The organism is Bacteroides sp. HPS0048, assembly GCF_964240755.1.
In the GTDB taxonomy this organism is placed as follows: domain Bacteria; phylum Bacteroidota; class Bacteroidia; order Bacteroidales; family Bacteroidaceae; genus Bacteroides; species Bacteroides nordii.
In genome coordinates, this window is the sequence record NZ_CAXSVC010000003.1 from 250,811 (window position 1) to 265,117 (window position 14,307).

General features: G+C 39.6%; 12 protein-coding genes. All 12 read left to right on the forward strand.

What is annotated here, in order from left to right:
• Positions 1-4: 4 nt before the first annotated feature.
• The gene (locus tag ACESQI_RS03835; RefSeq protein WP_373125467.1) at positions 5-607 is read left to right on the forward strand and encodes an HK97 family phage prohead protease; all 603 of its coding nucleotides are present in this window, start codon (positions 5-7) and stop codon (positions 605-607) included.
• A gap of 1 nt (position 608) precedes the next feature.
• Complete coding sequence (locus ACESQI_RS03840) at positions 609-2,057, forward strand: phage major capsid protein (RefSeq protein ID WP_373125468.1); 1,449 nt, start codon at positions 609-611, stop codon at positions 2,055-2,057.
• 78 nt (positions 2,058-2,135) lie between these two features.
• Positions 2,136-2,438 carry a hypothetical protein gene (locus ACESQI_RS03845; RefSeq protein WP_278511820.1) on the forward strand — a complete coding sequence of 101 codons (303 nt, stop codon included), beginning with the start codon at positions 2,136-2,138 and terminating at the stop codon, positions 2,436-2,438.
• On the forward strand, positions 2,435-2,761 hold the full coding sequence (locus tag ACESQI_RS03850) for a phage head closure protein (protein WP_278511818.1): 327 nt from the start codon (positions 2,435-2,437) through the stop codon (positions 2,759-2,761). The genes ACESQI_RS03845 and ACESQI_RS03850 overlap by 4 nt, the downstream gene beginning before the upstream one ends.
• Entirely contained in the window at positions 2,761-3,201 is a 441-nt protein-coding gene (locus ACESQI_RS03855; protein WP_278511816.1) for a hypothetical protein, read from the forward strand. Before ACESQI_RS03850 ends, ACESQI_RS03855 begins: the two co-directional genes overlap by 1 nt.
• Before the next feature lies 1 nt (position 3,202).
• Positions 3,203-3,583 (forward strand): hypothetical protein, encoded by a 381-nt coding sequence (locus ACESQI_RS03860; protein ID WP_278511813.1) that lies wholly within the window; start codon positions 3,203-3,205, stop codon positions 3,581-3,583.
• Between the two features lie 18 nt (positions 3,584-3,601).
• On the forward strand, positions 3,602-4,111 hold the full coding sequence (locus tag ACESQI_RS03865) for a phage tail tube protein (RefSeq protein ID WP_278511810.1): 510 nt from the start codon (positions 3,602-3,604) through the stop codon (positions 4,109-4,111).
• 256 nt (positions 4,112-4,367) lie between these two features.
• Positions 4,368-4,946 carry a hypothetical protein gene (locus ACESQI_RS03870; RefSeq protein ID WP_278511807.1) on the forward strand — a complete coding sequence of 193 codons (579 nt, stop codon included), beginning with the start codon at positions 4,368-4,370 and terminating at the stop codon, positions 4,944-4,946.
• Positions 4,936-8,310: a tape measure protein gene (locus ACESQI_RS03875; RefSeq protein WP_278511805.1), complete on the forward strand. Its 3,375-nt coding sequence runs from the start codon at positions 4,936-4,938 to the stop codon at positions 8,308-8,310. Before ACESQI_RS03870 ends, ACESQI_RS03875 begins: the two co-directional genes overlap by 11 nt.
• Entirely contained in the window at positions 8,307-10,394 is a 2,088-nt protein-coding gene (locus ACESQI_RS03880; RefSeq protein ID WP_278511802.1) for a hypothetical protein, read from the forward strand. Before ACESQI_RS03875 ends, ACESQI_RS03880 begins: the two co-directional genes overlap by 4 nt.
• Positions 10,391-11,233, forward strand: coding sequence for a hypothetical protein (locus tag ACESQI_RS03885; protein WP_373125469.1), 843 nt, complete (start codon positions 10,391-10,393; stop codon positions 11,231-11,233). Before ACESQI_RS03880 ends, ACESQI_RS03885 begins: the two co-directional genes overlap by 4 nt.
• Before the next feature lie 2 nt (positions 11,234-11,235).
• Entirely contained in the window at positions 11,236-14,304 is a 3,069-nt protein-coding gene (locus ACESQI_RS03890) for an Ig-like domain-containing protein (RefSeq protein ID WP_373125470.1), read from the forward strand.
• Positions 14,305-14,307 lie beyond the last annotated feature (3 nt).

The following is a 14,307-nucleotide window of genomic DNA, read 5'->3' on the forward strand; positions in this document are numbered from 1 at the left end:
GTGTATGGAAAAATTAGAAATTAGAAGTTATGGCGGCGATGCCGCCCCGAAATTAACCTCTGAAAGGAGAATTGAAGGATATGCAGTTGTTTTCGGGCAAGAAAGTAAATATATGTATGATCCTGTACTTCGTAAATGCTTTATAGAAATCATTGACCCGGGAGCTGTTACGGAAGAATTGATAAGGGGTAGTGATATAAGGGCACTGATAGAGCACAATTATGAACGAATGATTGCAAGAAGCAATTTGGGAAAAGGTTCTTTGAATCTGAATCTCGACACATACGGATTAGGATACGGATTAGACTCTCCTGGTACAGCTGATGGGGATTACTCTGTTGAAATGGTGAAAAGAGGGGATATATTCGGCTCATCCTTTGGTTATTGGACTGATGAGAAGAAAAATGTTACCTGGTCGAAGCGTTCAGATGGAATTATACTTCGCAGAGTTCATAAAATTGATATTATCCGGGAGATAAGTATCGTTGCAAATCCCGCGTACATAGGAACAGAAGTAAACGTTCGTAGTATTGAAAGTAGTTTCGAGCAACCGGATGATAACTATAAGAAAGATTTAAAAGAATTACGTAACTTAATAAAAATGTAAGATGAAACCAGAAGTAAGAAGAAACAGAGTCAGAATCGCAGAGATTAACACCCGTTTGAGTGAGATGGCTGATTCGGTAGAAACAGAAAAAAGATCCTTAAGCCAGGATGAAATTACGGAAAGAGATGCTTTAGTGCAGGAAAGAGAGATTTTAAAGCTCCGTTCTGCTCGTTTGATGAGTGATGATGATAAAGTAAATGATCAGGAGGCAACTTATGAAAGAGCTTTCGCAGAAGCTGTCTTTTCCATTGTAAAAAAACGTTCACTGCCGGAAGGTTGCGAAGGATTCGTAAGTGGTGAAGAAATAGCAATTCCCTTGAATCGTTCCGTACAAAATACGGCCTCTGCTGCTCCATTGATCCCGCTTACTATTGGAGATATTATTCAGCCTCTGGAGAAAGGGTTAATCCTTTCAAAGGTGGGATGTAAGATGCAATACGGGCTGACAGGCGATTTTGTATTACCTGTAGTTGCAGGGATAGAAGCGACTATAGAAGATGAAAATGCCGAAGTTGCCGATACTACTATAGATATCTCCAAACTCAAACCATCCCCGAAGCGCGTATCTTTGGCTATTCCCGTATCAAACAGAGCTATAGACCAAAGTAATAGTGCGTTGTTAGAGATTGTAAGAACACAAATGACAATGGGATTAACACGTTTACTCAACCGTTGGATGTTCAATTTGACAAAGATCACTTCTAAAGCTTCAGAAGGGTGTTTTGTCAAAAATGCACCTACGCTTGTATGTGGATCTGAGTTTAAATTTAAAGATGCAGTAGCTTTGAAAGGTAGAGTAATGGCTACAGGTGTTGTTTTTGACGGTACCGCCGCTTATGTTTGCTCCGCTACGACTTATGCAGATTTAGAAGCTACCCCCAGAGATGCAGGTTCTGGTAGAATGGTGATCGAAAATGGGCTGATTAACGGATTTCCTGTATTTATGACCGAATATGTCGGTGACGGGGTATTAGGCTTCGGAATATTCAATTATGAATTGGTGGGTCAGTTCGGTAAAATGCATATTATTGTAGATCCCTATACTGGAGCAAAGAAGAACCTTGTGTACTTTGTTATGAATACAGATTTTGACATGCTTACGGTTCGCCCGGAAGCGTTTGGAATTGCGAAGATAACAACCATTCCGTCTGTCGGAGTTGACAATGCAACCCCATCATTGAGTACGACATCTGGCGTGGCAACTACCAAAGATTTATTCATTTCTGGTGCAAATCTAACGGCGGGCATTTCTTTGGCGCTTGGCGGTGACAATAAATCATTGTTTGCTATCAATAAACAAAATATTGCCAAAGATGATGCCGGAAACGTGGGTACAAAGGTTACTGTAACTTATACACCTAATGCTTCCGGTCAACATACAGCTACATTAACGTTGTCGAGTACCGGAGCAACCGGTGTTGTAGTCAGTTTGTCAGGATCCTGCTCCTAATGCTTTATAGATGTTTTTGAAATGTTTAACTGGGCGGGTTCGCGGCCCGCCATTTATTTGATAGAAGTGAAATTATTTGTGACTATAGAAGAGGTCAAAGGATCGATACCGGGTTATGTCGATTATGGTACGGATGATGCAAATCTAAAACGAATGATAGAGCGTGCTCATATTCTTTTAGAGGAAAGGCTACAATGTCCACTTACTGATTATGTAGACGAAGAAGGTAATTTAAATGCTGCTTTACGTGATGCGATTATTGTAAAAGTAGTAACAAGATTTGATACACCTTCTGAATTATCATTTTCCAGACCGTACAATACTGGAATTGTAGAAGAATCCATAACCCCCTTTATAAAATTTAGAGGAAGAACCGTATGATGCCACGTGAAAGAATCTCATTTCTTAAAGCAGAAAGAACTCAGGCAAGAAACGGAGAACAGTTAACGGAATGGGTTCCTGCTTCGAAAGAGTTGACTAATGTTCCGACTGAACGTAGAAAGAGAAAGTCATCTGATAATATAGTAATTAATGCCGGGGAAGAGTTTGTGGATTTAAAATTGGTCTTTTGGGTTAGATTCCATAGTACAATAAATGAAAATTTGCGAATTATTTATGAAGGAAAAACATATAGAATTCTTGATATAGATCGTAAATTCCATAATAATTCTTGTGAAATAACTTGTATTAAAATTAATGCATAATGGATGTCATTACCATAAAAGAAGTTAGAAACGATGTATTGTATCTAATTAATGAATTACGGGAAATCGATAAAGATAAGGCAATTCGCTCCGGATTATATTCTGGTGGGGCAATTCTAAAGAGGGGAGGCGTGTTAAGATTAAAATTACGCATGAAAACGCCTTACGGCCAGAAAGGCAATCTTGTTAAATCTTTTAAAGTGCGCGTAAAGAGGAATAAATTAGGTGTTCTGTCTGGTTTTGGTTATCCTGAAGGAAGGCATAGCTGGTTGTTAGATCAAGGAACAGGGAGTAGGCATACTAAGAGATATGATTATAGAGGATATGGGCCGGCTTTAGGTTATTGGAAAGATACAAAAGACCAGGATTCCAATAAAGCCTTGGATAGTGTACGCAAGGGAGTTGAGAAATATGTAGAACGGATTAAAAACAAAGGATAAAATGGGTAAACTTCCTGATTACGAGATAAAAAACACAATGCGCGATTTACTTATAAATAATGAACGTATTGCATCCTGTGTTAATGGGAATATATTGCCAGTCGTTTTGAATGAGGAGACGAAAGGAGATGCCATCTTTTATAAGAGTTATGGATTAAAATCAGAAAGCAACAATATGGGAATAACCTTATTCAGCATGAAAGTCTGTTATACGGTTGTCAGTAGTACTTGTGGACGTACGGATGAGTTAGCGTGGCTTATAGTGGATACTCTCATAGGAACTTACGAAAATCCATATATGAAAATCAAAGTGAGTGATAGTGACGAAGACGGAGAATCTCCTAATTATATGAAACCTGTCGAGTTTTTAGTAGAATGGTAATAATTAACAATTAAATATATGGCAGATAAAAAGTTAGATTCAAGCGTAGACATCTTTAGAGGTGAATTAATGCTTTTTGTAGGAGAAGATCCGATAGCATTCGGATCAAGTGCAGGATTGGATATCAGTACAGAAGAACTTGATATTTCAAACAAGATGATGGGTGATTGGTCCGGTTCTCTTTCCGGAAAGAAGAGTTTCACTATTTCCAGTGAATCACTTCTGACACGCAAAGAGGGAGCAATGAGCTTTGATACCCTGCTGGATAAGCAGATTAAAGGTGATCCTTTAGATTTCTTTTTCGGGAGTGCAAAGGCTACTGATAAGGACAATTTTGGCGGTACATACACAAAGGATACTGAACAAAAAAACTATACCGGTAAAGTTATCATCACCTCTCTATCTATTAAATCGGATAACGGTCAGATTGTTTCTGTCAGTGCATCTTTTAAGGGAGTGGGTGCATTGAAACCAGTAGAAGGAATTGTGTCAGGGGGAGAAGGGGAAGGAGAAGATCCTTCAGTATAGCTAATAAACGAATGTTTGTAAAGGCGGTCCTATGATGGCCGCCTTTTTTTAATATGAAATCATTATGGAAATACTTCTTTTTTGTTTGAGTGTTTTATTTCTTATATGGATTACATGTATAGCTATAGACAATGCGATTATAAATCGAAATAAGCGTCCGGAGCCATCTCATATACCTGTACCTCCAAAATTTAAGCCAATTCTAATAGGTAAATTTCATCGTCTTACCATAAAGACAATAATACGCTGGGAACAGATGCGGAAAAAGTCTTTTTCGCAGGTAGATTATACCGATAAAGAAGACGTAGAATCTTTACTTTATACTATGTATATCACCAGTGATAATAAGCCCGGGTATACTTTTGAAGTTTTTCGGGGGGTACTGGCAGATGAAAGGTTTATAAATGCTATGTCTTACGATCTAGGAAGAATCATGGAAATAGTGGATCAGTTTCAAAAAAAGACAACCATATCAGGTATCGGCAATGCTGAGGGTCGCCCTGAATACATAGGTAGTATTGTATCTACTTTAATAATGGCAGGCTTGGATGCCCATTACGCCATGAATGAAATGGAGTTATGTGATTTGCCTATGTATATAGGTTCTTACGAGAAGATGCGTAAGGAAGAAATGGAGAGTAATCGCTTATGGACCTTCTTTACCATGATGCCACATATAGACGCTAAAAAGATGAAAAACGGAGATAAGGATCTGATAATATTCCCTTGGGAAGAGGAAGAAGCTAAGATAGAAGCTGAAAGAGCTATTAATGAGGGTATGGAAAGATTTGAGAATTTTATGAACACGAAAAAATCAGATTATTATGGCAAGTAAATTATCATTCAGTATTGCGATAAACCTTCTTACTGAAAACTTCAAGAAGGGCACAAACCAGGTAAAAGCCGGATTCCGTGCAATACAGATGCAAATATTAACCTTTGCTGTCGCACTTGGTGCCGGTGGATTAGGATTAAGCAATTTTGTTTCCCGTCTTATCGATGTAGCCAAGGAGACCAACCGGGTAACTACAGCATTGAAGAACGTTTCCGGAGGAATGGCACAGTTTGCCGATAATCAAAGGTTCCTGATCGATATGGCAAAGAAGTACGGATTAGAGATTAACGCTTTGACCGGGAATTTTGCCAAATTTACGGCCGCTGCTTCCATTTCCGGTATGTCCATGATGGACCAACGTAAAATCTTTGAATCTGTTTCCCGGGCTGTTACAGCTTTCGGCATGAGTGCTGATGATAGTAATGGTGTTTTCCTTGCTCTTTCTCAGATGATGAGTAAGGGAAAGATCAGTTCTGAAGAGTTACGTTTACAGATGGGAGAACGACTACCTATTGCATTACAGGCAATGGCTAAGGCTGCCGGTGTTTCTGTTGCCGGACTTGATAAGTTACTGAAACAAGGTAAGCTGATGAGTGCAGATGTGCTTCCTAAGTTCGCTGAGGCTTTGAACGAGATGATTCCAAATGTAGATACTGACAACTTAGAGACGTCAGTAAATCGCTTAAAGAACGTATTCACAGAGTTCGTCAATGGAACAGATGCACAAAGTAAGTATAAAGCTCTGATAGACTGGTTGACAGATGCAATACAAACATTGGGAAATAATTTAAAACATTTATTGACTGTTTCTTTTGCAGCTATTGTATTTATAGCAACAAATGCAGCGACTAAAGTATGGCGTAGTTGGTCGGCTGCTTATGACAAAACAGCAATGAGCGGAGAGAGAGCTTCCGCACAAGCTATTAGGGCCACTGAAAGACGCGTTACTATCGAAGGGACTCTGGCGGTTAAAAAGAAAGCTGAATTGGTCGCAATATCCAATTATGAGATTGCCCTATCTAATGGCGTGGCTAAAGACGTTATAATCGCTGAGGTTACAAAAGAAAAGGCTGTACGTGCAAGGATAGCCACTGAAAGTTCTTTAGAAAAGGCTCGTGTTGTAGAACAAAAGGCATTGGATAAACAAAAGGTTATATCTACTACTACTGCTGCCATGGTAGGGGCTAATGGATTCAAAAAAGCAAGTCTTATTATTAGTGGACAAATAAAACGTCTTGGTACTTCATTATGGGCTATGGCGAAAACATCTGTTTGGGCGATGCTTATTGCTGGAGTAGTTGCCGTAGTTGGCTATTTTAGAAACCTACGTGAAGAGGCTAATCGGATACGAAATATATTTTCCGATTATAAAAAACAGGCGGCAGAATTACAGCCATCTGTAGACGTTTCTCAATTGGAGGCATTAAGAGATATAGCAGGAGATATTAATCGTAGCGACAATGACCGAAAGAGAGCACTTGAGGATATTGCAAAACGTCTAAATGTGATCCGGGAAAAAAATGAGAGTGAAATAAATTATCAAAAACGCATTAATGACAAGATAAGAGATAGGATTAAATTATTAGAAGAAACTGCACGAGCTGAATTCTATGCGCAACAGAAAGTGTCGGCCGAACATGAATTTGGGAAACTTCAGAAGGAGATGAAGCTCCAAGGAATGAAGGAGGGTAATTTGGACTATATGATGTATAATATTTCAAAATTCAAAGATACCGGTTCCAGAAAAGCGCTGCAAAAAGGCATTGATACATATTCTGATCAAGCGAGAAAACCCGGAGTTGGTTTTTCTAAAAATTATCAAGACAAGTTGGTTGAGATGTCCAATTATTGGCAAATCATGGCGGATTCATCTAAACAGTTGGAAAACGCTATGGCAAACTCTTTGAAGTTGTCTTCAAATACGAATGTTGATGATAATAGCAAGAAAGCCCCTCTTCAAAAAGCAGAGGAAGAATACTATGCATCTTTAAAGAATTATCAAAATCAGCTCGATGCGGGGGCTATTACTCAAGATAAGTATAATGAAGGAATTGATAATCTAAACGCAGATACAGTCGTAAAATTAGGGGGAATACTTGGTAAGTCTGCGGATGCAAATAAAACATACGCAACGGCACTGTTGGGCACTTTGAATCCACGGGTAACGGAATCGGCTAAAATACAATCCGAATTATCTAAAGTGGAGCAAGAATACAAGGAAACTACTGATATAGCTAAAAGTAAATTAGATAAAAAACTAATATCCGAAGATGAATACCGCAAAGCGATAATTGATGCTGCCACTGCTGCCACTAATTCGGCTATATCTATAAAAGGAATCGGAGACGCCGCTGATAAATTCATCAAAGAGTTGAAAGACAAGGCGGCGTCCCAGATAGCCGCTCCGGTTCTTGGAAAAAGAGATACTACTTTTGACTACAAGAAGTCAAAGGTAGACATTTTAGGTGAGGAATTAGATGTAGCTAAAAAACTACGTGATGATTTAAAAGACGCCGCTAACGAAGCCGGAGTAACAATGACCGATGAATTAAACCGGGCAATGCAGAATGTAGATTCATTGGAGGATGCATTGAAAATAGCTCAAGTTATTGAGGACGTGAAGCGTTTAAAAAAAGAACTCAGTGAAGGAGTATATTCTGGTGTAAAAGATATTGCCTCTTCTGCAGATCGTCTGGTATCATCCTTTAAAAATCTCGATGAGGTGTTTGATCCGGAGTCTGAAGCAGATGGTTGGGAGCGACTTATGGCTGTATGGAATGCGATGACAAATGTGGTTGATTCTTTTCTTTCTATTATCAAGATGATACAGACACTTACGGAGTTAACCGATAAATTAGCTAAAGCCAAACAAGCGGAAGCTACTGTAGACAGCATCACAACGGCACAAAAGGTGAGTAATGCTACTGTTGGTGCTACGGCGCAAGTGGCAGCATCTCAAGCTACAACGATAGCAGCAAATACAGAAGTAGCAGCGAATACAGCAAAAGGCGTGAGTGCTGCTGGTGCCAGCGCTGCGAGTTTACCATTTCCTGCTAATCTTATCGCTATCGGTGCGGCCATCGCTGCAGCTGTTGCTCTGTTTGCTTCTATTCCTAAATTCGCCAATGGCGGTATCATAACTGGCGGTCCGTCTTCTGGAGATAAGATGCTGGCTCGAGTTAATTCAGGTGAAATGATACTCAATCAAAGCCAACAGTCCAGATTATGGCAGGCTATTCAATCGGGAAGGATGTTGACTGGTGCGTCATCCGGATCGAAATCTGTAACAACTAAAGTGAGAGGTAAAGATTTGCTTCTGACGATAAACAATGAACTTAAATCGCAAGGGAAAAAAACATTATGAGTTACGGACTGATTTATATTATACCATTTGCAAGTTTCAAAAATGAAGTTTGCGTAATCGAAATAGAAAAAGAGGATTATGCCGGAGAAACAACTGAGCTTATTCCGGCTGAGTCTCCTTTCTCTGTGGATATAGAAGATGATGACTTTATGTATGTTGCTACAAGATTCAGTACAGGTAAGATATGTGTGGTTGGCAGTGACTATCTTCGACATTTGTATTCTACTGCTTATCAGCAATATAGAGTAACTTTTAAAAGAAATAATGTTGTCACTTGGTGTGGCTTTATTAAACCGGAACTATACACACAGGATTACAGTTCCAAGCTGTTTGAGCTGGAGTTAGAGTGTCAGTCGGCTATGTCAACGCTTGAATTTATTCTTTATAAACAAATAGGTGAGGAAGGCAAGGTGTTTGTTTCGCTTTGGACCTTGCTGAAAAATGCTATAACCTTATCGAATGCAAAGTATAATTCCATTGTTTTTCCACACGTGTATTCAGAAACAGAGTCGGACTATTTATCAGAATCAGATATTGATAACGTATTAAAAAAGATGACCCTCAGTGAACAGAATTTCTTTGATGAAGATGACAAGGCAATGACGTATAAGGAGGTATTAGAGGAAATCTGTAAGTTCCTTAATTGGACATGCGTAGATTGGAAAGGAGACTTGTATTTTATTGATGTAGACCACCAAGGTGATTATTGGAAATATTCGTTAGATATGAAATCGTGGGAAACTATTCATCTTCTGGGTTTATTGAATGTACAAAATGTGGGGTTCGCAGGTTCTGATCATTCCCTTGATCTTGTACCCGGATATAATAAAGTTACAGTTAAGACAAGTAACTATAGTGTGGGAGTATTGACTCCGGATGAAGATTATGATGATTTATCAGTAGCGGTCATTCCTTCCGATGTGACACAGAATAATAAGGTCAGTCACAAAATTGTCCTTCTTCCGGGTATGTGGGATATGAGACAATATAAAGAAGATCAAACAGGAGAAGGAGTCGAGGCAGTCACTTTGGAATGGGTGAAAGAAAATAAGGATAAGGCAAACATGTTAATGGGGGCATTGCCAATACAATTCTGTGAATATGATTTAAAAGAAGACGGGAAAGGAGGTTTAGTTCCGTCAATCACGAGTTATAATTATGAAGACGGAATACAAGTGAGGTGGACTACGAAGGATCCTCCACAATATTTATCTTCCGCAATGGATATGCGCCCCGTGATTCTTATTAAAGGGGCATCTGCTACATACTCTGATGGTGCTTTTGGTATCACTGGGCAATTAAGACGTTGTCTGAACAAGGAGATGGGCGTCATCGGTGGGAAGCGTAAATGGTATGCTACTCCTAAGTTAATGTGTTCATTGAAAATCGGAAATCGTAGGTATAACGGTACTAAGTGGACTGATAACCCATTTGCGTATTTTTATCTGGAATTTCAAAACACAGATTCCGAAGTGGATTGGTTTAATATGAAAGATACGAAGGTTCTCGAAATGCCTTATAATGGTCTTGCCGGTTATGTGATACCCATTAATGAAATATTGACAGGAGAACTTGAATTGGTAATATACTCTTCATATACGTATGTATTTGGTGCGGAAACAAATTTACATGAATTTGGATTTTTTTTGAAGGGGTTAAAATTTATATATCAAGAAGCTGATTTTACAGACACAGCAAAGGGTAATTCAGATCGATATTATGAAAATGTGCTCAACGAAGACTACATCAATGAGCTAGACGAAATAGAATTCAAAATATCCTCTTATAATAATGATGGAGCGTGTTATAGTAAAGTCATGCTTGGAGATAAATACCTGGAAGATAATCTTTACTCAGCAATAGAAGAAAAGATGATCCGTCCGGAAGAACAACTCATTCGACGGATAATCAATCGCTATAGTGACACCCACATCAAACTTACACAAGAAATACAAGAGGTACCGGAATTGACACCAATTACCCGGTTGTCGGACGATTTTATGGTTGGTAAGGTATTCATCAATACTGGGGGTACCATTGATTATAAACAAGGAAAGTTTCGGTGCATAATGATAGAAGTATGAAAGATGTAATGATAAAAACAAAATCTATATCGGCACAACCCCGGTCAAAGAATTATCCAACTGGCGCCTCTGTTGTACGCTCTTCAAGTGGAAATACCACTATTATTCCAGGTAGTAGTGGAGACTCTGTAGATATAGTTAAAGAGATAGATATAAAATCATTAACAGATAAAAATGTCTTATCCTCCCTTCGTACCTTACTTGAAATCCGTTCCCGTATTATCGCAACGGATAATACTGAAACAGAGCTTTCCGAGGAAAATACATTATCCTCTCTTCGTGCCTTGGAAGAAATAGATAAGTCAATAAAGAGCGTATTACAAACTGTCGATAAAACGTATCTCAATAAAACTAAGCCAGACACCGCCCAAAAAGTTATAACCTTTTTAGAAGGTCTTACCTCTGACGGTTTTGTTGAAGCAAACTCCGGTCTGATTGTTCGTTCCTCAAAGAAAACAACCTCACTTTCTAATGCATTAATCGAAGACAGCAACAAAAAATCTATATCTCATGATTTGATCGAACAAGAAGACAACGCAGAAAATTTATCTACTTCGTTGCTCGAAATTGATATGACAGGCGGGACTATAGGTAGTCTGGATAATGTTGATCCGCAAGCCGATACAGCCTTAATCGGTTCCTTGTTGGCGAAAGGTTCTGAAAGTTGGGCTCCCATAGCTCCTGTGCAGTCAGGTTTAACGGACTATGAGCATATGCTTATCCCTGTCTTCCATACAATCCGGCAGCAATGGATTTTTATTCCGGCTGATCGTTTGGGTGAAGTTGTCCCTCCTGTTAGTTCCGGCTTCCCTTATGTATTACCATTAACCCTATTATAATTATGCCACTTAACATACCTACAAAAAAAACAGGTGATACCTTATCGGCAGAAGAGCTGAATAGCATCGTATCAGAGATTAATAAGAAAGAGGATTCCATTACAGGCAAAGGCTTGTCAAGTAATGATTACACAAACGGTGAAAAACAAAAACTAACCGGCCTCCCGGCACAGGTATACTCTAAAACGGAAACATATTCAAAGGGAGAAACCTATTCTAAGATCGAGGTTGATGACAAAGTTGCATCCGCTGCGCAAGGCCTGACTTTTTCTGATACGGAGACCCAGGTCGGCGTATTCCATATGTCCGGTACTTCGGGAGTTATAGAGAATCCCGTATATTCTCTCTTTTCCACTCTATTACAATTACCCACTACCGAAGGGGCGAAGAAAGACTATACTATATCCAATGATCCGTTGGGTTGTAACCTTTATTTTGCGGTTGATTCTTTCGTTGTGAGCAGTGGCGAAAAGTTACAAAGTGAGATGTTCCTTTCCGCTTATGAGATTACTAAAGTGTATGTAACAGATGACTATCAGACCAAAATAGTCATTCGTTGTAAAGAAGCGACTAATCTTGTCCTTTCAGCATACCTGAATGTACGTTATATCAAGCCTTACTCTGAGAAGATTGAACTTGACATTGCTTCTACTGACTCAATAGACCCGGGTTCTGTTGCGATATCTTTCCCCGTGTTGAAGTATGATAAAAAGATGCTTGTCAGCCTCACGACTGATGACGCAAACACCTCTTCTTTCTGTCGTGTGTGGGCCGGGATAAACGGTCGTCCTGTTAGCAATGCCTTTTATCACGCCAACCAACTTGACGCCGGTGATATTCCTGATTCAATAGTAGATACTACTTTAGAAAAGACATTGGGCTATACGGATGGTTGTGGTAATGAAAGACGTTTCACGCATGGTGTCGCCGTTTGGCCGTATTGTCAAAATGGTGGGCGTGTAATGATGGATACTGAGAGCCCGGTTGATCCTACAGCTAATAATACCTACCGTTTTATGAGTCCGTACCTTCAGTGGATCGACGTTAAGATGATGTTGAAGTACGGTTGTAGTATTTATTACCATAATATCGGTACTGAAATTTTTGGGAGTGACAAGGACGTGAATAACGTAATAGCCGGTTTAAAAGCCGATTGTACACGGTCTATTGAACGTGTCGGGCGCGGAATAAAGGTCCTGGCACGGCCGGACGGTAACAACGTCTTTGTAACTGCCGCCTCTCAAAGTCCGCATATCCTTATGAGTGTCGCAGAGAATTCTCCGGCAGAGAATATTATCCCTTCTTCACTACCGAATCTTTATAATGCTGTGGGATTACGTTTCTTTCCTGTCGCCTCAGGAAGTAATACGGAGCAGGACGCTGTAAAGTCTCAATTCATAACGGAATATGCTAAGGCGAAGGATCAGCGTAAATGGTTTCATTTCTGCTGCCATACCGCGACTTTAGACTGGGTGAATCTACTTGTTTGGTTCAATGACAATTACGGCAAAGATGGCAGCGATGATATCTGGTTCACGACGATTGACGAATACTATGAGTATGATTATATAAGGAAGAATACCATCATAAAAAAGACAATTAATGGCGGTACTTTACATTTAAGTATTTATTTGCCTAAAGGCCAATACTTCTATTATCCGGATTTTACATTACTATTGGATGGTGTGCCACAGGTAGGTAGCATTGTTACTGATGACAAGGTAAAAGGCATTTCTTATGCTGTTAAGGATGGAAAGTTAATGTTGAATGTGAATGCGAGTGCGAAGCTGGTAGAATTGGCCGAAGAATTCACGGCTAAATATGAATCTACCAGACAGGCTGTCTGGAAGAACGATGCCTTGTATGTTGTTGCACAGCTAAAAGAGGCACTCAGACAACCATATCTTGACCGTCTCAATGTCAATCCGGATTCAGTAACTTTGAGCTCTATTGTGATAAATGGTGGCAGTAGTACGACTGCATCACGGGGCGTGGGCATTACCCCGTCTTATACGGGTGTTCCCACCCATTACAGGATCGGAGAAACAAGTGATCTGAATACAACTTCATGGGTTGCATACTCCGGTGGGCACATACAATATACATTGTCTTCCGGTTATGGGGAGAAAATAATTTATCTTCAATTAAAAAATGCAGAATCTGAAAGTATTGTACGTAGCAGTACGATTACTTATGAGGAACAATCAACCGAAATCGTATTGACCGGGCTTAGTATAACGGGTCTAACTAACAATTTAAAGATTGGGGATACTTGTCAGCTATCAGTCTCCTATACTCCTGCCAACACTACTCAGACAGGCGTGACATGGGGCAGTAATAACGAGGGGGTTGCTACAGTTGATAGTTCCGGATTATTACGTATCATAGGGAATGGTACTGTGAATATTTCTGCGGTGTCTGTACATAATAATAGTATAAGTGCATCCCGCTCCGTTACCATTGCTGCATCGGAACCTTCAAATGATGTGGCGATAGTGGCCGAATATGTATGGGGGGAATATAAAGTCGATCATATGTTCGATGAAACAGCGAATGCCTATATTACTATTGCTAATCCTAATAATGGAGCTGGTTATCCTGATGGTGGTAAGCCTATTTATAACGCCCTGACCGGAAATGCCCTTCCCGGTTGGAGTAGGATGTATGACAGTGAAAAAACATCATATTACGGCGTGTCTCCGTTAGACAAATGGCTTTCTGTTACATCATTCAATCCCGATCTTTCTTCTTTATTTTCCATGGTTTTAACATATCAGTATTCAAATAAGTATAACGATGTTGTCTATCCTATATTGGGTTGGAATGTTCCTAATGGTACATATAAGGTCAGCATATTGTCATCGACTACACAGAATGACCACACTTCTACGGGCCACATCAAGATCAATAAAATTGAGATGGAACTTCCACAACTCTCGCTAATGAATAATACCACCTGGATGGAGTTTGATGACATTGTTGTTTCTGATGGTAAATTAGCAATCATGATGTGGGCTGATATTAGCAAGCGCATTGGCTTTAACGCTGTAAAAATAGAACGTAAATCATAAGAT